Source organism: Curtobacterium sp. AC273 (assembly GCF_979253735.1).
The window spans coordinates 213,007-239,789 of record NZ_CEEDDU010000014.1; the positions used below are offsets into that span (position 1 = coordinate 213,007).

Here is a 26,783-nt window from a genome sequence, read left to right on the forward strand (position 1 = left end):
TCAGCCGTCTGCCCGCTGCGACCACGCGGCGTGCGGGCGGCTGAGTCCTTCCTCGAGGGTCTCCGCCGAGCACCCGAAGTTCAGTCGCGCGAACCCGGCACCCTGCCGTCCGAAGTCCGGTCCGCTGCCGAGCGCCACCTTCGCCTCGTCGACCAGCAGTGCCGCGGGGTCGTCGCCCCACGGCAGCGCGCGCAGGTCGAGCCACGCCAGGTACGACGCCTGCGGCTGCCGGTAGCCGGTGCCGGGCAGGACGTCGCCGAGGCGTTCGGCGAGCGTGCGCCGGTTCGCGGCGAGCTCGGTGAGGAGCGACGCCAACCACGGACCGCCCTCGCTGAACGCGGCGATGCTCGCGGTGTAGCCGAGGATCCCGGTGCGCTCGACGACCTCGGTCGGCATCCCGTCGAACCACGCCCGCGCGCGGTCCGAGGCGCCGATCATCAGCGCACACTTCGTGCCGGCGAGGTTCCACGCCTTGCTCGCACTCGTCGGCGCGACCCCGAGCGACGCGGCCTCGGGGCAGGAGTCGAGGAACGGCGTGAAGGTCGCGTCGGCGTGCACGAGCGGCGCGTGGATCTCGTCCGAGACGACCACGGCGTCCCACTCGGCGGCGAGCGTCGCCAGCGCCGCGAGGGACTGCCGGTCGTGCACCAGCCCGAGGGGGTTGTGCGGGTTGCAGAGCAGCACGGTCCGGGCGCCCTCGGCGAACGCGCGGCGGAGGCCGTCGAGGTCCATCCGCCACCCGGCCGTCGTGTCGAACGGGTCGACCGGCCCGGACGGCGGCAGCAGCGGCACCTCGGTCACGGAGCCGCCGGCCTCGGTCACGTACTCCCAGAACGGCGGGTACACCGGCGGCATGATGACGACCTGGTCGCCCGGCTCGATCACCCGGCGGGCGTCTCGACCGCGGCGACCGACACGTCGGTGGTGGTCCGGACGAGGTCGGGGTCGACGCGCCACGACCAGCGGCTCTCGGCGAAGTCGACGAACGCCTCGGGCAGGGCGCGGCCGTGGCCGACGTACCCGGTGTCCCCGTTCGTCACGGCCGCCACGAGGGCCTCCCGCACGGGCTCGGCGAGCATGCTGTCCATCTCGGCGACGAACATCGGCAGCACGTCCGGCGGGTAGGCCGTGTACTTCTCGCTGGTGCGGGTGCGGCGTGCATCGAAGAGGGAGACCATGACGCTCATGCGCCCATCCTCGCAGCCGTTGTCCGGTGCGCGCGGAAAAGTACGAGCCGTAGAACGCGAATTCCTCGGACTCCTGACGCCGCTGGGCCCGTGGACACCGCCTTGATCGGGTGCTCCCCCGTGAACAGGGGGTTGGGCGCCGAGAGGACTGCGTCGCAGACTGACGCAGTTCTCGACCCGAAGGAGCGCCGTTGTCCGTTCAGCCACCCCAGTCGTCCGACACCCGACCACGGCGGCGTATCCCGGTCGGAACGTGGGTCGGCATCATCGCGACTGCGCTCCTCGTGCTCATCGGGCTCGCATCAAACGGCTTCTGGGGAACGGTGATGCTGGTCTCGCTGGTCGTTCTCCTGACCGCCGTCTACGGTGCTGTCTTCCGGCGGACGACGTGGCTCCGGCTTCCGCGGAAGCGGTCCTCGGCAGCGATCGGCGCAGGTGTCGCGCTCGTCGTGATGATCGGTTCCGGCTCGGCGTTCGGTGCGACGCACCCGACGCTGTCGGAGCCCGTCGTGGCAGCCGCCACCCACGCGTCGACGAGCACGCCGTCGAGCCGGCCGCACGCCCTCGTCGCCGAGCACGCCGACCGCGAGCCCGACCCGGACAGCGACGCCAACGCCGACGCCCACCCCGGTGGTCGTGACGAAGACGGTGACCGAGACAGTCTCCGTGCCCTTTGCATCACAGACCGTCCAGGACGCAACCCGTGCCAGGGGGACGTCGGTCGTGACGACTCCGGGCCGCACGGGCGTCCAGACAAAGACCTGGCGAATCACCACGACGGACGGTGTGGAGACCGGCCGCACCCTCGTGAGCGACACGGTCACGACGCCGCCGACCGCCCAGGTGACCTCCGTGGGCACGTACGTCGCACCCCCCGCCCGCTCCTGCGCAGTCCACCTGCACGAACGGCACGTACGTCAACAGCGCGGGCAACACGGTCTGTCGCCCCGAAGTGTCGGATAGTGCTCCGAGCGGTGCTACTGCCAAGTGCGGCGACGGTACCTACAGTTTCAGCCAGTCGCGCAGCGGGACGTGCTCACGGCACGGAGGCGTGGCCGCCTGGCTCTGAGCTCTGAGCTCTGAGCTCTGAGCTCTGAGCCCTGAGCCCTGATCCCTGAGGTCGAGTCCGGACGACCGCACGTTCGACCGCACCATCCTGACAGTGGTCGCCGGTTCGCGGCAGTGCCGGTCGTCAGGCCGGACGGAGCCCGGCGAGCAGGATCTCGACGTAGCGCTCGGGATCGTCGACCCGGGTGCCGCCCGCGACGGCGGCCTCGCGCAGGCCGCACAGCAGTCGGCGGAGGTCGTCGGCGTCGACGTCGGCCCGGACGATCCCCTCCGCGCGGCCCCGTGCGAGCAGCCCGTCGACGGACACGACCAGGTCGCCGGCAAGGGCGGCGGTGTCGGCGCAGGAGAACCCGCCGTTCGTCAGCAGGTCGCCGAGCGCTGCGTCGTCCACCATGCTCCGGAACGCGGCCGTGACGACCCCGCGGAGCGCATCGGCCGCCTCCGGCAGCACGACGGCGTCGCGGACCTGGTCGAGCATGTCCTCGAGCGCGTCGATCGCGAGCGCCTCGAGCAGGTGCTGCTGGCTCGGGAAGTGCCGGTAGGCGGTCCCGACCCCCACGCCGGCCTCGTGCGCGACGGCGTTGAGCAGGGCCGGTTCGCCCCGATCGACGAAGGCGCGTGCGACGTCGAGCAGCGCCGTCCGGTTGCGCTGGGCATCGGAGCGCAGCGCCTCGGGTCGGGCCATCGCGATCGTCATGTGGACACTCTATCCGCTTGTGCTAGCGTTCCGGATGAATCATCCGAATACGGCGAACGAGCAGGAGGCGACGATGGACAGCTTCGAGTGGGAACCGGCAGCGATGCCCGACCAGCAGGGCCGGACCGTCGTGGTCACCGGCGCGACCGGTGGGCTCGGCCTCGTCGTCGCCACGACCCTCGCGTCGGCCGGCGCGCGCGTCGTCGCCGGTGTGCGCGACCTCGACAAGGCGGCTCGCGTCCTCCCCGCAGGTCTCGACCTGGAGGCGCGGCTCGTCGACACCTCGTCCGTCGCGTCCGTCACGGCGTTCGCCCGGCAGCTCGCCGAGGACGGCATCGTCGTGGACGCCCTCGTCAACAACGCCGGCGCGACCCTCGGCACGTTCGGGCGCACCGACGAGGGCATCGAGCGCACCTGGGCGACGAACGTCGTCGGGCCGGCCGTGCTCGCCGAGGCGGTGCTCCTGATGCTCGGCGGGTCGTCCCCGCGCATCGTGCTCGTCGGCTCGAACCTGTCGCAGCGCACCCGCCGTGTGCCCGGCCCCGGAGGGGTGGACAGCCCGGCCGACTACTCGCAGTTCGGTGTGTACACGGACTCGAAGACCGCGGCTGCAGCGCTGAGCGTCGACCTCGGGGAACGACTCCGTGCTGCCGGTTCGGACATCCGGTCGGTCATCGCGCACCCCGGCATCGCGGCGACGGGGATGAACGGCCAGGCGGAGACGCTGACGCAGCGCCTCGGCGGCATGGTCGCCCGCAGCCTGTCCCGGACCGCCACGGACGGCGCTCGTTCGACGCTCTGGTCGGCGACCGCACCGGACGTCACCGAGGGAGTGTTCGTCGGACCGGCACTCCGTCGTGGTGACCGGCGGCTGCACGTCGTGCCGGTGCGGGGCGCGGCGGCGGACCCGGCGTTCCGCGCTCGCGTCCGGGCCTTCGTGGACCAGGTCGCGGCGCGCGCCGGAGCCTGACCCGGCGTACCTCGTCCGGCCGCGGTCAGTCGAGGACGCGGGCGAAGGTGTGCAGGACGAGCACCGCCGGGGGCACCGGGCCGTCCGCCGTCGGCGTGAGGACCAACCCGTCCAGGGAGACCGTCCAGCGGACGCGGAAGACGCGCCCTCCGACTGGATCGTGAGGACCGCACCGCGCACGCGGAACGTCATCTCCTCGATGCTGGTCGGGTCCACTCCCGTGCCGCCGAGCACGGTGAGACGCGATCCGTGGAAGACGAGCACGCGCCACTCGGGCGCCTCGCTGAGGCCGCTCCGGTTCCGCGGCGGTGTGGCACGGCCGGAGGGGGGCGAAGCCGAGGTCCTGGCGGGAGAGCTCCGTGCGCCAGGCGCCCTCGAGGACGGCCGCTCCGGGGCTTCGCGGCCGAGCGGGGTCTCCCGGGGTGGGGCGCGGCTCGGCGGACGAGTCCGACGACGCGGACGGGGCCGTCGACGCGGACGGGGCCGACGACGCGGACGGGGCCGTCGACGCGGCCGTCGGTGGTCCGGCGCCGGAGGACTCCGGCGTCGCGAGCGTGTCCTCGGTCGCTGGCATGGTGCAGCCGCTGGTCGCCGCCGCCACGATGATGAGCACCGCGGTGGTGTCGAGCGCGTGTGATGTGACGAGCGTGTGGTGCATGGCCGGTCCTTGGTGGAGCCGAGCGGCCGACCCGGATCGCCGTGATCGGGTCGGGTGGCGAGGACCGCGGCCGGCATCGGCGTCTGCGGCCACGAGTGAGCGAGCTCGAGGCGGGCCACGAACCCGTGCGGTGCCGACCCGTCCCGACGTCAGCGGGGTCCGGGCTGGATGTTGCGAACAGTACGCCCTGATCGAGACGCCCGACGCCGAGAAGCCGTGCGCCGTGCGGGGTGTCTGTCCAGAGAACGATCGTTCCCGTTCTGGGGGTACCTCTCTGCTCTGACCCGCTGGTCGTATGAGTGCATGCACATCGAATCGCCGCCGCACCCGTCGGATGCAGCCTCCCTCCGATCGACGGTCGTGGAAGGGATGATCCACGCGCTCCGGACCCGTCCGCTGCACGAGGTGACCCCGGCCGTCGTGGCCGCCGAAGCCGGTGAGCCGGTGGAGGTCGTCGACCGCACGTTCCCGAGCTGGGACGGCCTGCTGCTCGCGACCATCGACCGGTGGAACGACCGGCGGACCGCACCGCTCATGCCCCTCGCCGAGCGGCACGGCACCGTCCCCTTCCTCCGCGCGATCGTCACCGCGAACATCGCCGACCCCTCGCTCATGCGGTTCCTGACCGCGACGCTGAACATCGCGGCGTCGCCGGAGCACCCCCTGGCGCCGATGCTGCACGCTCGGTGGCGGCGGTTCCACGCGTTCGTGCAGCACTCCCTCGAGCGGGACGTCCTGCTCGGGCGGGAGCCGCGGACGATGGAGCCGGCGCGCGGGTCCGAGCAGTTGCTCGCCACCTACGAGGGGCTGCAACTGCAGTCCATGGTCCGTCCGGACATGGACCTGCTCGAGGCGTTCGACCGTGCGGTCACACGGCTCCGCGAGGGGTGGTCGCGGACCTACGTCGCCCCGGTGTGGGACCTCGACTCCGTCGGCTGAGCCCGACGACACAGACCACGGACAGGAGGGCTGTCCGAGGGCAGGCGCTCGCCGTCTGCGCGCGACACCACTCGATTCGGGTTCGAGTGACATCGCGCACCCGTGCCGCCGCTCGTCGGGTTCGAGCGGCGGCACGCTTCCACCACGACCACCCACCGACCCACTCGGCAGTGCGACGACGCACCGTCAGCGAGGAACGTCCCACGATGCAGCCCCTGCCGTTCTCGGTCACGGCCGACCGGTTCGACCACGACGACGCCGTGCGGCTCCGTGCTGCTGCCCGGATCGAGGTCGACCGGATCTACGGCCGTCCGGCCGACGTCGGTCGGCCGCTCACCGAGGCCACGGCCGCCGCACACGTGCTCGCGCGGGACACGACGGGGACGGCGCTCGGCACCGGGTCGCTCACCGCCGCGGGCGACGGGGTGTTCGAGATCCGGCGGCTGTTCGTCCGGCCGGACCGGCGGGGCCGGGGCATCGGCGACGCCCTGCTGCTCGAACTGCTCGCGCAGGCGGAGGAACTGCAGGCGCCGGCGGTCGTGGCCGAGACGGGGGTCCTGCAACCGCACGCCGTGAAGCTGTTCCTGCGGCACGGGTTCCAGCGGATCCGGCCGTTCGGCCCCTACCGCGAGCAGGCCGGTTCGATCTGCTTCGCGCGGCCGCTCTGATCGGCCTCAGGTGAGCGGGAGTCCCGCGCCCCAGACGCGCTGCACCTCGAGCGACGGCGACAGCGCCACGAGGTCGGCGGCGAACCCGGGCACCAGACGGCCCAGACGGTCGCCGAGCCCCAACGCAGCGGCCGGCACGCTCGTCAGGGCGGCCACGGCCTCGGGTAGCGTCCGCCCCGCACGCGTCACCGCGTTCCGGAGGGCCACGTCCTGCGTCAGCGTCGAGCCGGCGATGGTGTCCGTCCCGGCGACGTGCGCGACGCCGTCGGTCACCGTGACGTCGAGCGAGCCCAGCCGGTAGGAGCCGTCGGCAGCACCGGCGGCCCCCATGGCGTCGGTGATCAGGGCGACCCGGTCCGGTGCGGCGCGCATCAGCGTCGAGGCGACGACGGGGTGCACGTGCACGCCGTCGAGGATGAGTTCGAGCGTGACGCGGTCGTCGGCGACGGCGGCGCCGATCGGCCCGGGCGCCCGGTGGTGGAGCCCCGGCATGGCGTTGAACGCGTGCGTCAGCATCGTCGCGCCGGCGTCGAACGCGGCGCGGGCCTGGTCGTACGTGCCGACGGTGTGCCCGACGGCGACGACCACGCCCGCCGACACGAAGCGACGGATGGCGTCGAGCGCGCCCGGCAGCTCGGGCGCGATGGTGACCTGGCGGATGACGCCCTCGCCGGCCTCGAGCAGGGCGTCGACGGCGGCCGGCGTCGGCGACACGAGGAACGACTCGTTGTGGGCGCCCTTGTTGTGCGGGGAGAGGAACGGCCCCTCGAGGTGTACGCCGAGCACGAGCGGGTCGGTGGCCATCACGGCACGGACCCGTCGCAGCGACGCCGTCAGTGCGGGGATCGGGTTCGCGACGAGCGACAGCACCGAGCGGGTCGTGCCGTGCGACCGGTGCATCGCGAGCGAGTCGGCGAAGGACTCGTCCTCGTACGCCTCGGTCGCCCCGCCGTGCCCGTGCAGGTCGGTGAACCCGGGCGTCAGGACCGCGTCGCCGAGGTCGACGACCTGGTCCGCCGCGGGTGCATCGGCGCCGGTGCCGACCGCGCGGATGGTGTCACCGGCGACGAGGACCCAGCCGTCCGCCGTGGACCCGGCCCCGTCGACCAGGTGGGCCGACCGGATCAGGGTGCTGCGTGCCTCCAGGCCGTTCACCGGGTCTCCTTCCGGAACTGCACCACACCGGACAGGGCCGCGACCACGATGAAGACGAGCCCCACGACGGGGTGCCCGATCGAGATCCAGCAGCCACCGGCGGCGACCACCAGGGCGACCTCGACGATGGTCTTCCCGACCACGTCGGTCTCGATCGGCGACGCGGGCGAGCGGAAGAAGTACCAGACCAGCGCCGCGAACACCGGCGCACCGATCATGAACAGGATCGCCGGCATCGGGAACGGCCACGCGAAGTAGCCCCACGTCGCCAGTGACAGCAGGCCGAACGTGCACACCAGGATGCGGAGCACGCGCCAGCCGTCGAGCCGGCGCGGACGGATCGCGTGCGGGTCCGGGGTCTCTCCCCAGTCGACGGGGGACTGTGGTGCTGACATGCGGGTCCTACTTGAAGATGATCGTGCGGGCGCCGTCGAGGAGGACTCTGTCCTCGGCGATCCAGCGCACCGCCTGGGTGAGCGTGCGGGACTCCTCGTCCTGCCCGATCGACACGAGGTCGGCGGGGTCCTTCGTGTGGTCGACCCGCACCACGTTCTGCTCGATGATCGGCCCCTCGTCGAGGTCGCTCGTGACGTAGTGCGCCGTCGCACCGATGAGCTTCACCCCGCGGGCGTGCGCCTGCCGGTACGGGTTCGCGCCCTTGAAGCCGGGCAGGAACGAGTGGTGGATGTTGACGGCGCGACCCTCGAGCGCCGCGCAGAGCTCCGGCGACAGGATCTGCATGTAGCGGGCGAGGACGACGAGTTCGATGTCGTGCTCCTCGACGGCGTCGAGGATGCGCTGTTCCATCTGCCGCTTCGACTCCGCGTCGGTGACCGGACGGTGCTCGAACGGTACCGAGTAGAACGACGCGAGCTCGGCGAGGTCGGCGTGGTTCGACAGGACGAGGGGCACCTCGATCGGCAGCTGGCCACCGCGCTGGCGGTAGAGCAGGTCGTTGAGGCAGTGGCCCGCCTTCGACACGAGCACGAGGGTGCGCAGCGGTCGGCCGACGACGTCGAGCTGCACGCGGGCGTCGTAGCGTTCGGTGACGGGCGCGAGGGCCTCTTCGAAGGCGGCGCGGTCGACGGGAGCCATCACCTGCAGGCGCATGAAGAACGTGTTCGTGTCGACGCTCGAGAACTGCTGCGACTCGGTGATGTTGCCCTGTGCGGAGACCACCGCTCCGGAGACGGCGTGCACGATCCCGGGCTGGTCGTCGCAGACCAGCGTGAGGGTCCAGTGCGTGGAGGTCGCGGGCGTCGGGTCGGTCACCGGATCAGGGTACCGGGGTGGGGCGGTGCGGCGGGGCGCGGAGCGGAGTCGCGCGGTCGAGGGAGCAGGAAACGTCGGGTGCGGCGTGTGGACCCGACGATTCCTGCTCCCTCGACGGGCCGGCGGGCGACGGGGCGACGGGCGGCGGGGGCGGGCCGGCGGGCAACTCGCGGCGCTACGCCGCGCGCCGCCCCAACGCCCGGTCCCCGATGGTCAGCACGCTCAGCAGCACCGCGACCCCCACGATCACCCACGCGAGCACGTGCAGGTCCGGCGTCGTCGGAGCCTGCCCGAACACGCCGCCGATCAACGACGACGCCGCGATCGCCCCGATGTAGACGCTCGTGCGCGAGAGCCCAGCGGCCGTGCCGATGGACTCCGCGGGCACCACCCGGTACAGCGCCGCCTGGTTCGACACGGACGCCAGGGCCTGCGGCACCCCGAACAGCGCCGGCGCGAGCAGGAACAGCCAGACGGGCGACCCGGCGTGGAGCAGCAGCAGGAGCGCCCCGCCGACGATCGGCACGACGGCCGCGACGATGAGCGGCCCACGCACGGCGGTCTTCCGCGCGACGAGGAACGACACGACGCCGGCGACGATCGCCGCCGGCAGCTGCAGGTACCCGGCGACGTCGCTCGAGTACCCGGCGACGTCCTGCACCCACTGCGAGAAGCCGTAGGTCACCGTGTACGCCAGCACGTAGGCCAGGAAGAGTCGCACGTACGTCCGCGACAGGGCGCCGTTGCGCGCGAGCATCCGCACGTCGATGAACGGCTTCACGGCGCGCAGCTCCCACAGCACGAGCGCGACGAGCAGGACGACCGCGATGCCGAGCAACCACCAGAGGCCCGCCGACAGGTCGAGCAGGAACACGAGCAGTGCCGACACCGTGCCGGTCATCAGCAGCAGGCCGAGCGGGTCGAGGGAGGTCAGGACGGGCAGGCCCTCGTCGGGGCGTGGGCGCAGCCGGTCGGACGGCAGCCACAGCGCGGCGACGACGATCCCGAACACGGCGAGCGGCACGTTGACCAGGAAGATCGCGTGCCAGCCGAACGCGGCGATGAGCGCGCCGCCGAGGGGCGGTCCGGCTGCGGCGGAGACGAGCGAGGTGATGGACAGGGCCCCGAGCACGAGCGACGGCGTCGGCTTCCCGATGCGGAGCGAGTGCTGCCGGAGGGTCGTGAGCGCCGCCGGGTACGCCGAGGAGGTCCCGATGCCGATGAGCACCCGTGCGAACACCGCGCCGCCGAACCCGGTGAGGAACTCGGGCACCACGCCGGCGATCCCGACGATGACGAGCCCGATCAGGAAGACCTTCCTCGGCCCGAACCGGTCGGCGAGCTTGCCCATCGTCGGCTGCGCGATCGCACTCGCCAGGTACAGCGCGGCGACGAGCCAGATCGCCTGCGAGGCACCGATCCCGAGATCACGGGAGATCGGGGCGAGCGCGACGGACACCATGGTCGTGTTGATCGGGTTGAGGAGCGGCCCGACCAGGACGGGGACGAGGAGCTTCGGGCCGAAGCCGCTCCCCGTGCTGCCGGAGGGGACGACGGGTGTCGGGGTGGTTGCTGTGGACGTGGTGTGCTGCCTTTGCGACGTGGTCGCGTCGTGACGGCCTGGAGGCGCGGCTCGCGTCAGGTGCGCGGGTCGCCGCTCCGGGTGGTCACGGTTCGACGAGGGTTTCGAGGATGGCGAGGGAGCGCGCGACGGTCTCGCGGTCCTCGGGGGAGAGCGTGCCGAGCAGCTCCGTCAGGACACGGCTGCGCGCGGCCCACGCGTCCTCGCGGGCGGAGGCGCCCGCGGGGGTGGCACGGACCAGGGTGCGTCGGCCGTCGGCGGGGTCCTGCCGGCGTTCGACCAGTCCGAGGTCGACGAGCGCCTGGATCGTCGCGCCCATGGACTGAGGACGGACACCCTCGGCCCGCGCGAGGTCGGCGGTGGTGCTCTCGCCGTGCCGGAGCAGTCGTCCGAGCGCGGCGGTCTGCGAGGCGGTGACCTCGTCGGACTTGCCGGTGAGCAGTGTCCGGCGGACGCGCCCGTAGATCGTCAGCAGGTCGCTGGCGAGGTCGGGTGCGCTCGGGGAAGCCATACCGCGACGGTACTACTTCAGCAGGAGAACTTGCAAGGCTTCCTGTCGATCTGGTGAGCCGATCCCAGGAGGCGAGTCGTGCCTCCAGGCCGCTGGCTCACCGGACGCACGTCAGCGGACGGCGGTGAGTGTCTCGATCAGATGCTCCTGCACGTACCCGAGCCAGTCGTAGACGTCCCGCAGCCCGACCCCGAGTCGGACCGGTACGACCGTTCCTCGCTCGCCGAGTCGACGATGCCCAGCCGGTCCGCGATCGTCAGGCGCAGGTCGGTCAGGCAGCGGAGCCAGGCCTGCTCGTCCTCCGCACCGAACGCACCGTCACGCGCACCGGTCAGCCACTCGTGGACCGTCGTGACGTTCGTGGTCTTCTGCGCGACCAGGTCCGACTCGGTCAGCCGGCGGAACTCGGCACTCGCGTCCTCGTCCTGCGGGTACGCGTCCGGGAACATCCGGATCGCCACGGGGTCCGACGCCAGGTCGCCGGCGAGGACCTGCTGCAGCTGCTCGGTGAGCGACGTGAGGACGGAGCGCTCGCCGGAGGACATGCCGAGGTGGACGCCGTCGGCGCGGCGGACGAACGGGATCACGTGGTCGGGGCCTTGTCCACGGAGGCCTGCAGGCCGTAGCCGTGCATCGCCTCGACGTGGGCCTCCATCGCCTCGCGCGGGCCGGTCGCGACGATCGCCCGTCCCTCGTCGTTCACCTGCCGCATCAGCCGCTCCGCCTTCGGGCGCGGGAACCCGAAGTACCGCTGGAAGACGTAGGTGACGTACGACATCAGGTTCACCGGGTCGTCCCACACGACCGCGACCCAGGGGGAGTCCGGTCGGACGCTCGTGCGCTCGTCCACGTCGGGCGTCAGCATGGTCATGGAACCAGGGTGACACGAACGGGCGGCCTCGGTACGATCGTGGGGTCGCGACTGGCGTTGGATGGGTCACCATCGGGAAGCGACACCTGACACGGTGCGCGGCCGTACGCCTGGGCCGCGCCCCACCGTCCACCTCGTCGTGCACGTGCGCGACGGACAGACAACGAGGAGTCCCGTGTCCATCACCGATCTGCCCCCCGCGGCCGACACCACCACCTTCAACGCCCCCCTCAGCCAGGTCGACCCCGAGATCGCACGCGTCCTCGAGCAGGAGCTCGGCCGCCAGCGCGACACCCTCGAGATGATCGCGTCCGAGAACTTCGTCCCGCGCGCCGTGCTCGAGTCGCAGGGCTCCGTCCTGACGAACAAGTACGCCGAGGGCTACCCGGGCAAGCGCTACTACGGCGGCTGCGAGTACGTCGACGTCGCCGAGCAGCTCGCCATCGACCGGGCCAAGGCGCTCTTCGGTGCCGAGTACGCCAACGTGCAGCCGCACTCCGGTGCCACGGCGAACGCCGCCGTCCTGCACGCCATCGCCAGCGCCGGTGACACGATCCTCGGCCTCGAGCTCGCGCACGGCGGCCACCTGACCCACGGCATGAAGCTCAACTTCTCCGGCCGGATCTACAACGCCGTCGCGTACGGCGTCGACCCCGAGACGTTCGAGGTCGACTACGACGACATCCGCGCGAAGGCCATCGAGCACCAGCCGAAGGTCCTCATCGCCGGGTGGTCCGCCTACCCGCGCCAGCTCGACTTCGCCAAGTTCCGCGAGATCGCGGACGAGGTCGGCGCGAAGCTCTGGGTCGACATGGCGCACTTCGCCGGCCTCGTCGCCGCCGGCCTGCACCCGTCGCCGGTGCCGCACGCCCACGTCGTCTCCTCGACGGTGCACAAGACCCTCGGCGGCCCCCGCTCCGGCATCATCCTGTCCAACGACGAGTCGCTGTTCAAGAAGCTCAACTCGGCCGTGTTCCCGGGCCAGCAGGGCGGTCCGCTCATGCACGTGATCGCCGCGAAGGCCACCGCGTTCCTGCTCGCCGGCACGCCGGAGTTCAAGGAGCGCCAGGAGCGCACCATCCGCGGCGCGCAGGCGCTCGCCGAGCGTCTGACGGCCGACGACGCGAAGGCAGCCGGCATCGACGTCCTGACCGGCGGCACCGACGTGCACCTGGTGCTGGTCGACCTGCGGACGTCCGAGGTCGACGGCAAGCAGGCCGAAGACCTGCTCCACGAGGTCGGCATCACCGTGAACCGCAACGCCGTGCCGTTCGACCCGCGTCCGCCGATGGTGACCTCGGGTGTCCGCATCGGCACCTCGGCGCTGGCCACCCGCGGGTTCGGCGACGCCGAGTTCGCCGAGGTCGCCGACATCATCGCGCTGACGCTCATGCCGAACCCCGACATCGCGGCGCTCTCGGCCCGGGTGAAGACCCTGACCGACGCGTTCCCGCTCTACGCGTGAGCGGCGCGCTCCCCCGTTCCCTCTGGGCTGGTGAGGGCAGTGCCGTCCGTATCGACGGCACCGCCCTCGCCGCCCGGACGCTCGACGAGCTCCGCGTCCGCATCGACCGGTTGCACGAGCACGGCATCCGGCCGGGGCTCGGCACGATCCTCGTCGGCGAGAACCCCGGGTCGCTGTCCTACGTCGCGGGCAAGCACCGCGACTCGGCGCAGATCGGGCTCGACTCGCACCGGATCGACCTGCCGTCCACCGCGTCCGCAGCCGACATCCGTGCCGCCATCCTGCAGATGAACGACGACCCCCGGGTCACCGCGTTCATCGTCCAGCTCCCGCTGCCGCAGGGGATCGACCCCACGCCGATGCTCGAGCTGATGGACCCGGCGAAGGACGCCGACGGCCTGCACCCGACGAACCTCGGTGAGCTCGTGCTCGCCGTGCCCGGTGGCGCCGGCACGATCGACGCCCCGCTGCCGTGCACCCCGCGCGGCATCGTCGCGATGCTCGAGGCGTACGACATCCCGATCCGGGGTGCGCACGTCACGATCATCGGGCAGGGCCTGACCGTCGGGCGCCCGCTCGGCCTGCTGCTCACCCGCCTCGAGGCCACGGCGACGCTCACGCATTCGCTGACCGCCGACGTCGCGGCCGAGTGCCGACGTGCCGACATCGTCGTCGCGGCGGCCGGGGTCGCGGGCCTGGTCCAGCCGGACTGGGTGCGGCCCGGTGCCGCGGTCATCGACGTGGGCATCACCCGCATCGTGAACGAGGAGACCGGCAAGGCTCGCCTCCGCGGGGACGTCGACCCGGCCGTGGCGTCCGTCGCGGGCTTCATGTCGCCGGTCCCCGGTGGCGTCGGGCCGATGACGCGGGCGATGCTGATGAAGAACGTGGTCGAGGCCGCGGAGCGCCACCTGAAGTAGCGCGCGGGCCGCGGTCCGATCTCGCCGACGCCGCACCGAGTCTCGGCCTGGTGCTACGGTCTCGCCATGGGGGAAGAACGACTGCTGACCGAGCCGGTCCTGCGACCGCGACCCGAACCGTCGCAGCTGACGAAGGACGCCCGGTGGCTCGTCGTCATCGTGCTGCTGTGCATCGTGTTCCAGCAGCCCGGGTCGACCTGGAGCCTGGACGTCCAGCACGCCGGGCAGCAGTACTCGTTCGTGTCCCACCCGTCGCTCGGGTGGACGATGCTGACGGTCGGGTTCGCGGTCGTCGGGTTCGTCGTGGCGATCGCCCGCCGCGGAGCCCGTCGGTTCGACGAGCACACCGTGATGGGCCTGGCCCTCGCGGGCGTGCTCGGGACGACCGTGCTCGTCTGGCTGCTCATGCCGGCGCAGATGGCGTGGCTGCAGTGGGCCGTCGAGCACGGTCGGACGCACCCGTTCGTCCTCGGAAACGTCGTGGAGCACGTCCGGTACGCGGACTACACCGGCTGAACCCGCTGCGACGCCCGGTCCCGACAGGTCCCGCCGCCGGTCGTTTCCGCGCTCAGCGACACTTCACGGCCCGTCGAGCGCGTGAGGGTGTCGCTCGGCGCGAAATTCCGCGCCGGGCGCAGGCGTTGCCCGCGCCGAGCGCGAGCGTCAGTCGCGCCGGGCGCCCTGCGCGGCGTGCACGGTGAAGACGTTCGGCTCGCGGTACCCGGCCGCGGCGAAGGCGGCGGTGACGGCCGCGGCGATCGCACCACGGGCCTCCCGGTCGACCAACGCGATCGCGGCACCACCGAAACCACCCCCGGTCATGCGGGCACCGACGGCACCGTGCTCGACCGCCGTCGCGACGGCCAGGTCGAGCTCCGGCACGGAGATCTCGAAGTCGTCGCGCATCGACTCGTGCGACGCGACGAGCAGGGATCCGATCGCCCGGGGCCCCTGCTCGCGGAGCGTGCGGACCGTGTCGAGGACGCGCTGGTCCTCGGTCACGACGTGCCGGACGCGGCGGAAGGTCTCGTCGTCGAGGAGCTCCTGCGCACGCGGGAGGTCCTCGACCGTGACGTCGCGGAGCGCCTCGACCCCGAGGACCTCGGCGCCCTTCTCGCACGACGCCCGGCGCGCGGCGTACCCGCCGGTGGCGTGGGCGTGCTCGACGCGGGTGTCGATCACGAGGACCTCGAGACCGTTCGCCTCCAGCGCGAGGTCGACGACCGCCGTGTCGAGCGTGCGGCAGTCGAGGAAGACGACGGCGTCCTGCTCACCGAGGAGCGACGCGGACTGGTCCATGATGCCCGTCGGTGCTCCGACGGTCGTGGTTCTCGGAGTACTGGCCGACGCGGGCCAGGGTCTTGCGGTCGAGCCCGAGCTCCCACAGGTCGTTGAACGCCAGTGCGACGCCGCACTCGATCGCGGCGCTGGACGACAGCCCGGCGCCGACCGGCACGTCGGAGTCGATGAAGACGTCGAACCCGGACTTGCCGGTGAGGTCGGCGCCCTGCTCGCGCAGCGCCCAGGCGATGCCGAACACGTACGCCGACCAGCCGTTCATCGCGTCGGGCGAGAGCTCGTCGAGCGAGAGCGACACGGGACCGCCGGCCTCGTCGAAGGCCGACGCGACCCGGATCACCCGGTCCTCGCGCGGGGCGATCGACGCGGTGGTGCGGCGGTCGATCGCGAACGGCAGGACGTAGCCGTCGTTGTAGTCGGTGTGCTCGCCGATCAGGTTGACCCGACCCGGGGCGGAGTACCGCACCGCGGGCTCGTACCCGTAGACCTGCTGGAACGTCATGCTCGTTCGATCCCTCCTCGGATGAACTCGGCCGCCTTCTCGGGCACGAGGTCCCCGATCCAGGCGCCCATGGCGGCTTCGCTGCCGGCCAGGAACTTCAACTTGTCCGCCGCGCGACGCGGCGAGGTGATCTGCAGCATCAGCCGCACCGTGTCGCGGGCCGTGTGCACCGGCGCCTGGTGCCACGCGGCGATGTACGGGGTGGGGTCGCCGTAGAGGGCGTCGAGACCGCGCGTCAGCCGGAGGTGCATGTGCGCCAGCTCGTCCTTCTCGGCGTCGGTGAGCCCGGCGAAGTCCGGCACGTGGCGGTGCGGCAGCATGTGGATCTCGATGGGCCAGCGCGCGGCGAACGGCACGAAGGCGGTGAAGTGCTCACCGGAGAGGACGACGCGCTCCGAGGCACGCTCGTTCGCGAGGTGCTGCTCGAACAGGTCCGGGCCGAAGCGCTCGATCGACGCGAGCAGACGCTGCGTGCGCGGGGTGACGTACGGGTACGAGTAGATCTGCCCGTGCGGGTGGTGCAGCGTGACGCCGATCGCCTCGCCACGGTTCTCGAACGGGAACACCTGCTGGATGCCGGGCATCGCCGACAACGCGGCCGTGCGGTCCGCCCACGCTTCGACCACGGTGCGGGCGCGCGACTCGGAGATGGACGCGAACGAGCCCGAGGTCTCGGGGGAGAAGCACACGACCTCGCACCGGCCGACCGACCGGAGCTGGCGGTTCAGGCCGACGTCGCTGAGGGACTCGAGCGACGTGGGGGCGTCGTCCGCCTCGAGCAGGGGGCCGAACGACGGCGACCGGTTCTCGAAGACGGCGACGTCGTACCGGCTGGGGATCTCGGACGGGTTCGCCGCGGTCTGCGGCGCGAGCGGGTCCTGGTCGGCGGGCGGCAGGAACACGCGGTTCTGCCGCGACGCCGCGATGGACACCCACTCGCCCGTCAGGACGTCCTGACGCATCCGCGCCGTCTCCGGTCGCGGGTCGAGCACGCGCTCGTCGATGCTGCGCTCGGCGGGCAGCGTCGAGTCGGCGTCGTCGAAGTAGATGAGGTCGCGGCCGTCCGCGAGCTTCGTCACGCGCTTGGTGATCACCCGACCACCCTAGCGCGCATCCGAAGCATTGCGAAAGGGTCCGAAGCAAGCGAAACTATCCTCGTGACGGATGACGACCTCTCCTTCCTGGCCGGCTCGCTCCCCGCGCCGCTGCGCCAGGACCGCATCGTCTCCATCGTCGAGGGGGCGCCCGGCATGGTCCGGACGGCCGCCCTGGCAGCAGCCCTCGGAACCAGCGAGGTGACCGTCCGGCAGGACCTCGCCTCGCTCGAACTGGAGGCGCGGATCCGGCGGGTGCACGGCGGTGCGGTCCGCCTCGGGGCCGGTTCCGGCGAGCGGCCCTTCGAGGAGACCGCCGTGGAGCACCAGGTCGCGAAGGCGGCGATCGGTCGTGCGGCCGCGGCGCTCGTGCGCTCCGGCCAGTGCGTCGTGCTCGACGTCGGCACCACCCCGGCGGCCGTCGCCGAGGCCCTGGTCGCCCGCGCCGACCTGGTCGACCTGACCGTCGTCACGAACTTCCTCACGACCGCCCTCGCACTCGAACGGGCGGTACCGCGGTTCACCGTCGTCGTCACCGGCGGCACGTTGCGGCCGCTGCAGCACTCCCTCGTGGCGCCGTTCAACAACACGCTGCTGCCGCTCATCGCCGCGGACGTGGTGTTCCTGGGCGGCACCGGGGTCGACGTCGAGCACGGACTGACGAACGTGAACCTGCCCGAGACCGAGGCGAAGCGCATGCTCGCGGCGACCGCTCGGCGTACGGTCGTGGTCGCGGACGGGTCGAAGTTCGGCCGGGCCCACCTCGGGGTCGTCCGTTCGCTCGAGGACATCGACGTCGTCGTCACCGCCGACACCACGGCGGAAGCGGTCGCCCCGATCCGGGCGGCCGGCGTCGAGGTCGTGGTGGCCGACGGCAGCGACCGCGACACGGCAGCAGGAACCGGAAGGAACGAGATCCCATGACCGCAGCAGCACCCACCGGTGGCCAGTACCACCTCCGCCACGCCGGACCCGACGGGGTCGTCGAGGCGGTGGTCACCGAGGTCGCCGCGGGCATCCGCGAGCTGCGGGTCGCCGGGTTCGACCTGACCGAGCCGTTCCCCGTCTCGGAGCAGCCGCCGGGAGCGAACGGCATCGTGCTCGCACCGTGGCCGAACCGGGTCGCCGGCGGCGTCTGGCAGCTCGACGGCAAGCGGCAGCAGCTCGACGTCTCGGAGCCGAAGTACGGCAACGCCTCGCACGGACTGCTCCGGTTCGCGCCCTACCTGGTCGTGTCCCAGACCGAGTCGGGCGTCGTGCAGGAAGCGACGATCCACCCGCAGCACGGCTGGCCCTTCACACTCGAGACCCGCGTGCACCACGAACTCGTCGACGACGGCATCCGGGTCACGCACGAGGTCGTGAACCGCTCGGGCGTGCGGGCGCCCTTCGCGATCGGCGCCCATCCGTACCTCCGGCCGGCGACACCCCCGCGGACGACCTCGTCGTCCGGCTCGACGCCGCGACCGCGTTCACGGTGGACGAGCAGAAGGTACCGAACGGCTCGGTGCCGGTGGACGGCACGGTACGACCTCCGGCAGGGGCCGCCGGGCGGGGGACTCGACCTCGACACTGCGTACCGTGACATCACCCCTGACGCTGAGGGTGTCCGCCGCACGACGCTGCACGGGCCCGAGGGCGACGGTGTCGAGCTCTGGCAGGACGAGTCGTTCCCGTACGTGCAGGTGTTCGTCGCGCGAGTTCCCACGCGGGGACGGCACGGGGCTGGCGGTGGCGGTCGAACCGATGACGGCACCGGCGAACGCGCTCAACTCGGCGAGGGCCTGCGCTGGCTCGAGCCGGACGAGTCGTGGACCGGCTCGTGGGGGATCCGCCGCGTCTGGTCCCGACCCGGTCGCTCCGCCGCATGCGGCACGACCGAAGGCGCCGCCGCTGGTGTTCCGGCAGGGCCTTCGTCGTGTGTCCGTCGGTCGTCAGGCGCGGCGCATGCGGAGCGCCTCGACCGCGAGGGACTCGGACGCGTAGCGCCTTCCACCTCGTGCGCCGCCAAGCGGGGTCGTCGCCGCGGAGGGCGATGAAGTCCTTGCGCTGGCGGCACACGTACCCGAGGACCGCGGTGGCCGTGGCGACCTCGGCGAAGTCCTTGCGGATGTGGCGGGTCGTGACCTGGGCGTTCCGGCGGAGCGTGTCGAGCAGGAGCTCGTTGCTCATCGTCGTGTTGGTCGCGGTCGCGAGCTCGACGATGCGGCGCGCGTCACCGGTGCTGCTGGTCGGCGTGGCTTCGATGGGCTCGATCGTTGTACCCCGTTCGTTCTGCGATGGTGCGGTGGTGCCGGACCCGGCGATCGGATCCGGGAACGACACTATCGGCGTCACGCCAACAGTCCGCTGAACGCTGACTGGGCTGTGCGGTGGAACGCCCATGAACTGGCTGAGGGGGGACTTGTACCGGTCGGTCGATCAGGCGGTCAGGCGCACTGCTCGCCGCGCGGTGGGTCGCGAGCTCCTCGAGGGCACCGTCGATCTTCGCCGCGAGGTACCGGTAGCCGTCGTCGTTGAGGTGTTGCCCGTCGCCGGCGGCGTGCTCCACTGTTCATCTTCGTGAACCACTGCCGGTCGAGCGCGTCGACGAACGGGACGCCCGCTGCGTGTGCACCGGCGGCGACCGCGGCCGAGATGCCGGCGGTGGTCTCCGCCCGTGGCTGCAGGGCGGAGGGACCGATGGCGACGACGACGGCGTCCGGCCATGCCGCTTCGCCGTCCGCGAGGGTCCGCATCGACCCGGGCCTCGAGGGCGTCCGCGCTGACGAGCCAGTCGTTCTGGCTGCCCTGCACGATCACGAGCGCGGGGTCGAGGGCTGCCCGCCGCTCGATCCGCGAGACGTGGTTCGAGCGCGTCGAGCTGGTCGCACCGGTGTTCACGTACCCCCTGCCCGGCACTCCGTCGATGGTGGCGTCCCACCCGCGGTCCGCCACGAGGTCCTGCGCCCACCCGTGCGTACCGTCGTACGAGCCGCGACCAGGTCGTGCAGTCACCCACGATGAGCACGTCCGATCCGCGGGCGATGGCGGAGGCCGCTCGGGTCGCGGACACGTTCGCCGTCCCCGGGACCGACTGGCAGGCGTCCGAGACGGCGGGCAGCATGACGAGGAACCCGGCGACGCCGAGACTCATCGCGCCGAGGGCGACCGCCGGCATCAGGCGTCGCCTCCGGCGTCGTCGTCTGAGCGGCAGCGAACGGGGACCGTCCGGCCATCCGCCGTCGGTTCGTCGGGCCACGGCCGGGATTCTACGCGTGCAGTCCGGACGGCAGGTGACCGCCTCGGTGTCCCTGAACGCGGCACGGTCGTCAGATCGGGACGGATGACGCAGGCGGTCGGCCACGGCCCTCGATTACGTTGGAGCCTTGCTCCGATCCTTCCGCCGACAGGGAGGCAGCGGCAACGCCCGCGTTCGAGGTGGAGCAGACACTCATGGAGGTTCAGGATGGCGTTCGTCACTGTCAGCGATGGTGCGGAGATCTTCTACAAGGACTGGGGGCCGCGTGACGCGCAGCCATCGTCTTCCACCACGGATGGCCACTGTCCGCGGACGACTGGGATGCCCAGATGCTCTTCTTCCTGGCGAACGGCTACCGGGTGATCGCGCACGACCGCCTGCGGGCACGGACGGTCGTCGCAGATCGGCACCGGTCACGACGTGGACCACTGCGCGGCCGACGCTGGACGCGCTGGTCCAGCACCTCGACCTGCAGAACGCGATCCCATCGGTCTACTCCACCGGTGGTGGACAGGTCGCACGGTACGTCGCGCAGTACGGCGAGCCGCAGGGACGAGGTCGCCAAGGCGGTCCTGGTGTCCTCGGTGCCGCCGATCATGCTGCACAGAGCGACGCCAACCCCGAAGGAGCACGCCGATCTCGGTGCTCGACGGGTTCCGCAGCGCGCTCGCCGCGAACCGGGCCGAGTTCTACCAGGCCGTCGCCGAGGAGCCGTTCTACGGCTTCGACCGGGCCGGTGCCGACTTCTCCGCCCCGGTGATCGCGAACTGGTGGCGCCAGGGGATGATGGGCAGCGCGCTGGCGCACTACGAGGGGATAAAGGCGTTCTCCGAGACCGACCAGACCGAGGACCTCGAGGCCATCTCCGGTGCCGGTCCGCCGTCACACAGGGCGACGACGACCAGGTCGTGCCGTACAAGGCTGCGTCGATCAAGCAGGCCGAACTCCTCAGCCCAACGCGACCCTCAAGATCTACGAGGGCTACCCGCACGGCATGCTGACGGTCCACGCCGACGTCATCAACCCGGACATCCTCGCCTTCCTCAAGAGCTGAGCCAGGCCGTCCTGGAAGAGCGCGCCCCGGCACTCCGCCGAGGGCGCGCCGCTCGTGTCTGGCTAGCGAGCCTGCGACGGCGTGACGCACCGCCGCGCACATCCGAGTCGGGCTGACCGACGAGCCGAGGCAGAGCGATCCGTCCTAACGTCCTTCGACATGCAGACCGAACGACTGGAGCGGGCCGACCGGGAGCTCGCGGCGCTCCACGGGGTCGGCAGGAGGCCGCCATCCGCGAGATCGTCGTGGACGCCGTGCACCGCGAGGGGCTCGCACCGTCGAGACCGCGCCTTCATCGTCCGCGTAGGCGGGGTCGACGTTCCTCGCCGACGTGCTCGCCGAGGCGATCGCCGAGCAGGCCGAGAGCGCCACGGGCCGTGGAGCCCGTCGCCACGTCCGACGAGCGGGCCGCCGATCCGCGCGACCGAGTCGGATGACGCTTGGGGACGGTCCCCGCCACCTGTTCCGATGGTGCTGACGCGACCACCAGCACGAAGGAGCAGACGATGCCGGACGAACCCACCTCTCCGCACCACGAGATACCTGCCGTCCGGGAACCCCGACCTCCCGCAGGAGAAGGACTGGTCAACATCGCGGACGACAGCGCCGCCGACGCGATGACGAGGCCGCAAGAACCCGACGCTCGCGACGCAGTTCCCGAGCCAGCTCAACGCGCCGGCGACGGACATCAGCACCCAGGCCTTCTTCTGGTCCTCGTTCAACATCTCGCCCCGACGGGTCCCGGCGCGGCGGGTGGGCGCGCGAGCTGACCCAGTCCGACTTCGCTGCTCTCCGAAGACGAGATCGCCCAGGCGTGAACATGCACCTCGAGGCCGAGGAGCATCCGGAGAGCTTGCACTGGCGCCAGACCGCGGAGTGGGCGCTGATGACCCCGGGGCCTGCCGTGTCACTACGTTGGGCCGCGAGGGGCTGCACCGGTGACGCTGGAGGACGGTGTTCGAGGGCGACCTCGGATGGTACTTCCCCGCCGGCCTCCCGCACTCCTGCCAGGGCCTCGGGCCGGACGGCGCCGGGTTCGTCCTCGCCTTCGACAGCGGCGAGCAGTCCGAGAGCACCACCCTCCTGCTGATGACGGACTGGGTTCGCCCACACCCCGCCGGACGTGCTGGCGAAGAACTTCGGTGTCGCGCAGGAGGCGTTCGCTGGACCTGCCGCTCCACGACCTCTGGATCTTCCCCGGCGAGGTCCCTGGCGACCTCGAGCAGGACCAGCTCGCCGCGGGCGTCGAGTGGGGCGGCAGACCCCGTCATCTTCCGGATGGCCTGGCACGGCGCCGCACTGTCGAGGGCAGCGGCGGCAGCATCCGGATCGCGGACAGCACGAACTTCCCGGCGGCGAAGACGGTCGCCGCGGCGCTGACGGTCGTGCAGCCCGGGTCGATGCGGGAGCTGCACTGGCACCCGAACGCCGACGAGTGGCAGTACTACCTGAAGGGGCAGGCGCGCATGACGGTGTTCAACACCGGGCCCCACGCGAACACCGTGGACTTCAAAGCCGGCGGCGTCGGGGTCGAGAAGCGGAACCTCGGGCACTACGTGGAGAACACCGGCACGAGAGCCGGCGCTGATCATCGAGACGTTCCGGAGCGAACCACGTTCCCGGAGGAGATCTCGCTCGCGAACTGGCTCGCCCACCTGCCGCCGTCGCGCAATGGTGTCGCAGCACCCTGAACATCCCCGAGGCGGTGCTCGCAGACGTTCCCGCGGGGGTCGCGGGGGATCGTCCCGCTGCCGCTGGCTGCCCGACGAACGGGCGGCTGTGGGGCCCCGTGGGGCTCGAACCCACGACCCTCGGATGAAAAGCCGCGGTTCAGGAGGCGGTGGGCCCCGTGGGGCTCGAACCCACGACCCTCGGATGAAAAGCCGCGGTTCAGGAGACTGTGGAGCCCCGTGGGGGCTCGAACCCACGACCCTCGGATGAGGGGAAGCCGCGGTTCAGGGGAGACTGTGGGCCCCCCGTGGGGCTCCGAACCCACGACCCTCGGATGAAAAGCCGCGGTTCAGGGGAGACTGTGGGCCCCGTGGGGGCTCGAACCCACACGACCACTCGGATGAAAAGCCGCGGTTTCAGGGAGGAACTGTGGGCCCCGTGGGGCTCGGGCCCCACGATGCCCTCGGATTAAAAGTCCGGTGCTCTACCAGCTGAGCTAGAGGCCCTCACCCGCAAGGCTAGCGGGTGGAGGGGCTACCAGTTCGGAACCGTTGTCCTGGGGTCAGCTGCGTCGACCCGCGGCTGAGGGTGCGCAGGAGCCAGACGATCACCGCGACCTGGTCGAGCGGCACGATCCCGACCCAGAGCAGGAACTTCAGGCTCGCGGTGAAACCACCGACGAACAGCAGGACGACCGCGATCACGGCCAGGATGATGAGCAGGGCGTTCATGGAGGGTCCTCTTCTTCACGTCCGGGAGGAGTGCCTCCCTGCGACGGTTGCATGGTACCGGATCTGGCCGGTTGCGTTCTCTCGGCGAACGGGAGACGAGAACGTCACCGGCCGTGCCTACACTGACGCGGTGCCTCGCGATCACTACCGTCCAGTCCACTTCACCGACCAGGAGTTTGCCGCGATCCAGGGCGGCGAAGGAGGAGACCCTGCCGTGGTGAACCGCGTCGCGCACGAGACCGCGAACGCCCTGCCCGCCGCGTCCGGCAGGACCGGACCCCGCCGTCGTCGAGCGCCTGGTCACCTACACGGACGTGCACGGCATCGACGCGATCGCCGAGCTGTGGGCGCGCGTCGGGGCGCACACCCTGCCCGGGGCGCTGTGGCGGATCTACCTCGTCCGGACCGTGATCCGGCAGAACCCGACGGAGATCGCGTACTTCTTCGAACGCGGCGCGCAGCGGATCGGCACGATCGACCAGGCGGTCGCGGGTGCCGAGGAGCCGACGGGGCCCGCCGAGATCCTCACGCTGGCGGACCGGATCCTGCACGGCCTCTACACGGGCGACCTCGCGGTGGCGCTCGACCGCGGTGCGGCGTTCTGCCGGCTCACCGCGGTGAGGGGCGACCTCGGTGGCGGACGACTCCGACCTGACCGCAGACGACCGGGCGAGCGAGCTGACGACCCGGGCACTCCGTCTGACGGAGCTGGCGGCCGACCTCACCGAGGCGGCGGCGCCTGGCGTCGCGACAGCCTGGACTGAGCGAGCGGCGGGGCGGACCCGCACCGCGCCTCCAGGCAGAAGCCGCAAGACCAGCCAGAAGCCGCAAGACCAGGCAGAAGCCGCAAGACCAGGCAGCAGCCGCAGCGACCAGCCGGAAGCGGGCAGACCAGCCGGAAGCGGGCAGAGAAAAACCGGGCCGCAGAAGCGCCTCTCGGCGCGAGGCCGCTCGAAGCGGCGAATTTTGGAGCCCGGGGCTTGCTGCGGCCCGGCGAGATCGATTCTACGAGACGTCGGCCGTGCGCACGACCCGTGTTCACTCTGGTGGACACGACGGGGTGTCGGGCGCGCCCCGGACAAGACCACGACCGCGCCCCCGGACAAGACCACGACCGCGCCCCGGACAACACCACGACCGTGCCCCGCGCAGCGCCACGACCGCGCCTCGGACCCGGTCAGGGACGCCGCGCCTGAGTGAGTTCGAGAACTCCTCCAATCCGACGGCCCGAGGGTGCCGAATCATCACCGTGGCAGGCATCACCGCCAGCCACATGCGAGGGCCCCGTGCGACCCGGTCCGCTCCCTGGCGGTCAATTCCCTGCGGGTCACACGGGCCCTCGTCCTGCTCTGACCACGCGACCCGAATGCGTGGTCAGAGCGGAACTCACAGGTCGATCGCAACCGGGAGGAGGGAAACCTGCAATGCTTGCACTCGTGGAACGCGACACCGAGAGCTGGAGCTCAGCCGAGCCGGCTCAGGCGTCGCCCGACGACCTCCTGTCCAGGGTGGCGAACGGCGACCAGGCTGCCTTCTCCGAACTGTACGACGTGCTGTCCGGGCGGGTCCTCGGTCTCGTGACGCGCCTCCTCCGGGACCGCGCGCAGTCCGAAGAGGTCGCACAAGAAGTCTTCCTGGAGGTCTGGCAACAGGCCACCCGCTACGACCGCTGGCGCGGCACGGCGGCGAGCTGGATCCTCACCATGGCGCACCGCCGGGAGCGGTCGACCGAGTGCGGGCCTCGCAGTCCTCCCACGACCGCGACACGAAGATCGGCATCCGCGACTTCGAGGCCGGCTTCGACCAGGTCCCCGAATCGGTCGAGATCCGGATCGAGCACGAACGGGTCAGCCGGGCGCTCGGGAAACTCACCGAGTTCCAGCGCCAGGCGGTCCAGCTCGCGTACTACGGCGGCTACTCGCACAGCGAGATGGCCGAACACCTCGGTGTCCCGATCGGCACCGTCAAGACCCGTCTCCGTGACGGGATGATCCGACTCCGCGACGAAATGGGGGTGACATCATGACCGAGCACCACGACGATCCTGCACTGCTCACGGGCTCGCACGCCCTCGACTCCCTGTCGGACGACGAGCGCGCGCTGCTCGAGGCCACGCTGTCCTCCTCACCGGAGCTGCAGGCCGAGGACGGACTCGCTCCGCGAGATCGCGCTCCAGCTCGCCTACGCAGTCGACCCGATCGAGGCCCCGGCGTCGCTCAAGGCCTCGCTGATGGCCCAGATCGCGTCGATGCCGCAGGCCGCCGCCGCTCACCTCGGCTCCGGCGGCTTCCGCACCGTCGACGACGTCGACTATGACTGCTCCTCCGCTGTCCGCTCCCGTCGCCGAGACGGACGGTGACGCCGGCCAGGAGGCGCGGTTCCCCCCGCCGGTCGGTCACCACTCGTCGTGGTCGGGCTGAAGACCGCCGCGCAGCGCCGCTGGTTCCAGCGTCCGGCTGCGCGCTCTCCGCCGCAGCCGCGGTCGCGGTCGTGTTCCTCGGCGTCGGACTCGGCGTCGCACGTCCTTCACCCCGTCGAACGACCCGGTCCGGGCACGACGCAGGCGAGCAGCGGACTCGACCGGATCTACGCCGCGTCGGACTTCAAGCGGAGCACCGCGAAGGTCGCCGGCGGCGGGACGGCCACGGTCGTCTGGTCGAACGACCTCGGCAAGTCCGCGGTCACCCTCGACGGTGTCGCCCAGGCTCCGAAGGGCAAGACCTACCAGCTCTGGTACATCGGCTCCGAGGGCACCGGCGGCGAAGATCACCGCGGCCGGCCTGCTCGACGGGACGACCAACGGTGTGAACGCCGCGGTGCTCGCAGGTGTCGGTCGCGCGACGTGACGATCGGCATGACCGTCGAGCCCGAGGGCGGTTCGAAGCAGCCGACGACGACACCGATCATGGCGGTCACCACGGCCTGACGGCCGGACGGCCGGACGACGCTCTCCCTCGCGTGGCACGATCCGCGGGGGGAGGTTAAAAGTGTCGTGGGGCGGGCGCGGGCGCGGGCGGCGCGTAGGGGCGGCGCGGGGTCGGGCGGGCGCGGGGCGGCGCGGGCGCGGGCGCGGGGCGCGGCGCGTGACGCGGGTCGGCGGCCGTGCGGGTGCTTGTGCGTGCGCATGTTCCGACGTCCCGCCTGTCGATCGACGCGTGCTCTGTCGTCCGATGCGCATGCATTGTGTGCGCGTGCATGGAGCGACGATCCACGCGTCGATCGTCGAGT

Annotated in this window: 30 protein-coding genes, 1 tRNA gene, 4 pseudogenes and 1 riboswitch; of the genes and pseudogenes, 19 read left to right on the forward strand and 16 right to left on the reverse strand. The window is 71.7% G+C overall.

Annotated elements, in window-relative coordinates:
• Together ACZ8AI_RS22340 and ACZ8AI_RS22345 are read right to left on the reverse strand one after the other, a co-directional pair.
• Window positions 1-885, reverse strand: a complete 885-nt coding sequence (locus ACZ8AI_RS22340; RefSeq protein WP_464859877.1) for an aminotransferase class I/II-fold pyridoxal phosphate-dependent enzyme — start codon at window positions 883-885, stop codon at window positions 1-3.
• Complete coding sequence (locus ACZ8AI_RS22345) at window positions 882-1,187, reverse strand: hypothetical protein (protein WP_464859878.1); 306 nt, start codon at window positions 1,185-1,187, stop codon at window positions 882-884. The genes ACZ8AI_RS22340 and ACZ8AI_RS22345 overlap by 4 nt, the downstream gene beginning before the upstream one ends.
• A gap of 648 nt (window positions 1,188-1,835) precedes the next feature.
• On the opposite strand from ACZ8AI_RS22345, the gene ACZ8AI_RS22350 reads away from it, so the two are divergent.
• Complete coding sequence (locus ACZ8AI_RS22350) at window positions 1,836-2,150, forward strand: G5 domain-containing protein (protein WP_464859924.1); 315 nt, start codon at window positions 1,836-1,838, stop codon at window positions 2,148-2,150.
• Window positions 2,089-2,256: pseudogene (locus ACZ8AI_RS22355) on the forward strand (DUF3761 domain-containing protein); the annotation flags it as partial. The gene ACZ8AI_RS22350 and the pseudogene ACZ8AI_RS22355, both read left to right, overlap by 62 nt.
• A gap of 123 nt (window positions 2,257-2,379) precedes the next feature.
• On the opposite strand, the gene ACZ8AI_RS22360 reads toward ACZ8AI_RS22355, so the two are convergent.
• Window positions 2,380-2,952, reverse strand: coding sequence for a TetR/AcrR family transcriptional regulator (locus ACZ8AI_RS22360; RefSeq protein ID WP_464859879.1), 573 nt, complete (start codon window positions 2,950-2,952; stop codon window positions 2,380-2,382).
• A gap of 73 nt (window positions 2,953-3,025) precedes the next feature.
• On the opposite strand from ACZ8AI_RS22360, the gene ACZ8AI_RS22365 reads away from it, so the two are divergent.
• Window positions 3,026-3,922 carry an SDR family NAD(P)-dependent oxidoreductase gene (locus ACZ8AI_RS22365; protein WP_464859880.1) on the forward strand — a complete coding sequence of 299 codons (897 nt, stop codon included), beginning with the start codon at window positions 3,026-3,028 and terminating at the stop codon, window positions 3,920-3,922.
• Between the two features lie 25 nt (window positions 3,923-3,947).
• Here the strand turns inward: ACZ8AI_RS22365 and ACZ8AI_RS22370 are convergent, their stop codons facing one another.
• Window positions 3,948-4,580 (reverse strand): hypothetical protein, encoded by a 633-nt coding sequence (locus ACZ8AI_RS22370; protein ID WP_464859881.1) that lies wholly within the window; start codon window positions 4,578-4,580, stop codon window positions 3,948-3,950.
• Between the two features lie 369 nt (window positions 4,581-4,949).
• Between ACZ8AI_RS22370 and ACZ8AI_RS22375 the strand changes: the two genes are divergently transcribed.
• Complete coding sequence (locus ACZ8AI_RS22375; protein WP_464859882.1) at window positions 4,950-5,519, forward strand: TetR/AcrR family transcriptional regulator; 570 nt, start codon at window positions 4,950-4,952, stop codon at window positions 5,517-5,519.
• A gap of 206 nt (window positions 5,520-5,725) precedes the next feature.
• Window positions 5,726-6,187 (forward strand): GNAT family N-acetyltransferase, encoded by a 462-nt coding sequence (locus tag ACZ8AI_RS22380; RefSeq protein WP_464859883.1) that lies wholly within the window; start codon window positions 5,726-5,728, stop codon window positions 6,185-6,187.
• A gap of 6 nt (window positions 6,188-6,193) precedes the next feature.
• Here ACZ8AI_RS22380 and nagA read toward each other — a convergent pair whose 3' ends face one another.
• From nagA to clpS, 7 genes are all read right to left on the reverse strand, one after another.
• Complete coding sequence (nagA, locus tag ACZ8AI_RS22385; protein ID WP_464859925.1) at window positions 6,194-7,333, reverse strand: N-acetylglucosamine-6-phosphate deacetylase; 1,140 nt, start codon at window positions 7,331-7,333, stop codon at window positions 6,194-6,196.
• 5 nt (window positions 7,334-7,338) lie between these two features.
• Window positions 7,339-7,737: a YrdB family protein gene (locus tag ACZ8AI_RS22390; RefSeq protein WP_083402760.1), complete on the reverse strand. Its 399-nt coding sequence runs from the start codon at window positions 7,735-7,737 to the stop codon at window positions 7,339-7,341.
• A 7-nt stretch (window positions 7,738-7,744) separates the two neighbouring features.
• A complete protein-coding gene (gene purU / locus ACZ8AI_RS22395; protein ID WP_464859884.1) occupies window positions 7,745-8,614 on the reverse strand; it encodes a formyltetrahydrofolate deformylase in 870 nt (289 codons plus the stop codon).
• Window positions 8,615-8,789: 175 nt separating this feature from the next.
• Window positions 8,790-10,256 carry an MFS transporter gene (locus tag ACZ8AI_RS22400; protein WP_464859926.1) on the reverse strand — a complete coding sequence of 489 codons (1,467 nt, stop codon included), beginning with the start codon at window positions 10,254-10,256 and terminating at the stop codon, window positions 8,790-8,792.
• A 25-nt stretch (window positions 10,257-10,281) separates the two neighbouring features.
• Window positions 10,282-10,707 (reverse strand): MarR family winged helix-turn-helix transcriptional regulator, encoded by a 426-nt coding sequence (locus ACZ8AI_RS22405; protein ID WP_133519027.1) that lies wholly within the window; start codon window positions 10,705-10,707, stop codon window positions 10,282-10,284.
• A gap of 137 nt (window positions 10,708-10,844) precedes the next feature.
• On the reverse strand, window positions 10,845-11,294 hold the full coding sequence (locus ACZ8AI_RS22410; RefSeq protein WP_464859885.1) for a DUF2017 family protein: 450 nt from the start codon (window positions 11,292-11,294) through the stop codon (window positions 10,845-10,847).
• Window positions 11,291-11,578, reverse strand: coding sequence for an ATP-dependent Clp protease adapter ClpS (gene clpS, locus ACZ8AI_RS22415; protein ID WP_133519025.1), 288 nt, complete (start codon window positions 11,576-11,578; stop codon window positions 11,291-11,293). Before clpS ends, ACZ8AI_RS22410 begins: the two co-directional genes overlap by 4 nt.
• 37 nt (window positions 11,579-11,615) lie before the next feature.
• A riboswitch (ZMP/ZTP riboswitch) is annotated at window positions 11,616-11,701 on the forward strand.
• A gap of 58 nt (window positions 11,702-11,759) precedes the next feature.
• Here clpS and glyA point away from each other — a divergent pair.
• The 3 genes from glyA (at window position 11,760) to ACZ8AI_RS22430 (ending at window position 14,479) form a co-directional block, all read left to right on the forward strand.
• A complete protein-coding gene (glyA, locus tag ACZ8AI_RS22420) occupies window positions 11,760-13,043 on the forward strand; it encodes a serine hydroxymethyltransferase (protein WP_464859927.1) in 1,284 nt (427 codons plus the stop codon).
• Window positions 13,040-13,963: a bifunctional 5,10-methylenetetrahydrofolate dehydrogenase/5,10-methenyltetrahydrofolate cyclohydrolase gene (locus ACZ8AI_RS22425; protein ID WP_133519024.1), complete on the forward strand. Its 924-nt coding sequence runs from the start codon at window positions 13,040-13,042 to the stop codon at window positions 13,961-13,963. The genes glyA and ACZ8AI_RS22425 overlap by 4 nt, the downstream gene beginning before the upstream one ends.
• A gap of 66 nt (window positions 13,964-14,029) precedes the next feature.
• The gene (locus tag ACZ8AI_RS22430; protein WP_464859886.1) at window positions 14,030-14,479 is read left to right on the forward strand and encodes a hypothetical protein; all 450 of its coding nucleotides are present in this window, start codon (window positions 14,030-14,032) and stop codon (window positions 14,477-14,479) included.
• A gap of 147 nt (window positions 14,480-14,626) precedes the next feature.
• On the opposite strand, the pseudogene galK reads toward ACZ8AI_RS22430, so the two are convergent.
• Window positions 14,627-15,764, reverse strand: a pseudogene (galK, locus tag ACZ8AI_RS22435) (galactokinase).
• Complete coding sequence (gene galT, locus ACZ8AI_RS22440) at window positions 15,761-16,858, reverse strand: galactose-1-phosphate uridylyltransferase (RefSeq protein WP_464859887.1); 1,098 nt, start codon at window positions 16,856-16,858, stop codon at window positions 15,761-15,763. Before galT ends, galK begins: the two are co-directional and overlap by 4 nt.
• A gap of 63 nt (window positions 16,859-16,921) precedes the next feature.
• On the opposite strand from galT, the gene ACZ8AI_RS22445 reads away from it, so the two are divergent.
• From ACZ8AI_RS22445 to ACZ8AI_RS22455, 3 genes are all read left to right on the forward strand, one after another.
• On the forward strand, window positions 16,922-17,782 hold the full coding sequence (locus ACZ8AI_RS22445; protein WP_464859888.1) for a DeoR/GlpR family DNA-binding transcription regulator: 861 nt from the start codon (window positions 16,922-16,924) through the stop codon (window positions 17,780-17,782).
• Window positions 17,779-18,897 (forward strand): aldose epimerase family protein, encoded by a 1,119-nt coding sequence (locus tag ACZ8AI_RS22450; RefSeq protein WP_464859889.1) that lies wholly within the window; start codon window positions 17,779-17,781, stop codon window positions 18,895-18,897. The genes ACZ8AI_RS22445 and ACZ8AI_RS22450 overlap by 4 nt, the downstream gene beginning before the upstream one ends.
• 125 nt (window positions 18,898-19,022) lie before the next feature.
• Window positions 19,023-19,211, forward strand: a complete 189-nt coding sequence (locus ACZ8AI_RS22455) for a hypothetical protein (protein WP_464859890.1) — start codon at window positions 19,023-19,025, stop codon at window positions 19,209-19,211.
• Between the two features lie 76 nt (window positions 19,212-19,287).
• Here ACZ8AI_RS22455 and ACZ8AI_RS22460 read toward each other — a convergent pair whose 3' ends face one another.
• Window positions 19,288-19,596, reverse strand: a complete 309-nt coding sequence (locus ACZ8AI_RS22460; RefSeq protein ID WP_464859891.1) for a hypothetical protein — start codon at window positions 19,594-19,596, stop codon at window positions 19,288-19,290.
• Window positions 19,597-19,860: 264 nt separating this feature from the next.
• On the opposite strand from ACZ8AI_RS22460, the gene ACZ8AI_RS22465 reads away from it, so the two are divergent.
• The 4 genes and pseudogenes from ACZ8AI_RS22465 (at window position 19,861) to ACZ8AI_RS22480 (ending at window position 22,844) form a co-directional block, all read left to right on the forward strand.
• Window positions 19,861-20,187: a hypothetical protein gene (locus tag ACZ8AI_RS22465; protein WP_464859892.1), complete on the forward strand. Its 327-nt coding sequence runs from the start codon at window positions 19,861-19,863 to the stop codon at window positions 20,185-20,187.
• Between the two features lie 119 nt (window positions 20,188-20,306).
• Window positions 20,307-21,153 (forward strand): annotated as a pseudogene (locus tag ACZ8AI_RS22470) (alpha/beta fold hydrolase).
• A 506-nt stretch (window positions 21,154-21,659) separates the two neighbouring features.
• Complete coding sequence (locus tag ACZ8AI_RS22475; RefSeq protein WP_464859893.1) at window positions 21,660-21,923, forward strand: hypothetical protein; 264 nt, start codon at window positions 21,660-21,662, stop codon at window positions 21,921-21,923.
• 372 nt (window positions 21,924-22,295) lie between these two features.
• A complete protein-coding gene (locus tag ACZ8AI_RS22480) occupies window positions 22,296-22,844 on the forward strand; it encodes a cupin domain-containing protein (protein ID WP_464859894.1) in 549 nt (182 codons plus the stop codon).
• Between the two features lie 410 nt (window positions 22,845-23,254).
• Here ACZ8AI_RS22480 and ACZ8AI_RS22485 read toward each other — a convergent pair.
• Together ACZ8AI_RS22485 and ACZ8AI_RS22490 are read right to left on the reverse strand one after the other, a co-directional pair.
• Window positions 23,255-23,330: transfer RNA gene (locus ACZ8AI_RS22485), tRNA-Lys, on the reverse strand.
• Between the two features lie 12 nt (window positions 23,331-23,342).
• Window positions 23,343-23,555, reverse strand: coding sequence for a hypothetical protein (locus ACZ8AI_RS22490; RefSeq protein WP_464859895.1), 213 nt, complete (start codon window positions 23,553-23,555; stop codon window positions 23,343-23,345).
• A 314-nt stretch (window positions 23,556-23,869) separates the two neighbouring features.
• On the opposite strand from ACZ8AI_RS22490, the gene ACZ8AI_RS22495 reads away from it, so the two are divergent.
• From ACZ8AI_RS22495 to ACZ8AI_RS22510, 4 genes and pseudogenes are all read left to right on the forward strand, one after another.
• On the forward strand, window positions 23,870-24,319 hold the full coding sequence (locus ACZ8AI_RS22495) for a hypothetical protein (RefSeq protein ID WP_464859896.1): 450 nt from the start codon (window positions 23,870-23,872) through the stop codon (window positions 24,317-24,319).
• 660 nt (window positions 24,320-24,979) lie between these two features.
• Window positions 24,980-25,581 (forward strand): annotated as a pseudogene (gene sigK, locus ACZ8AI_RS22500) (ECF RNA polymerase sigma factor SigK).
• Complete coding sequence (locus tag ACZ8AI_RS22505; RefSeq protein ID WP_464859897.1) at window positions 25,578-25,871, forward strand: hypothetical protein; 294 nt, start codon at window positions 25,578-25,580, stop codon at window positions 25,869-25,871. Before sigK ends, ACZ8AI_RS22505 begins: the two are co-directional and overlap by 4 nt.
• A gap of 91 nt (window positions 25,872-25,962) precedes the next feature.
• A complete protein-coding gene (locus tag ACZ8AI_RS22510; protein ID WP_464859898.1) occupies window positions 25,963-26,481 on the forward strand; it encodes an anti-sigma factor in 519 nt (172 codons plus the stop codon).
• The last annotated feature ends 302 nt before the right edge of the window (window positions 26,482-26,783 follow it).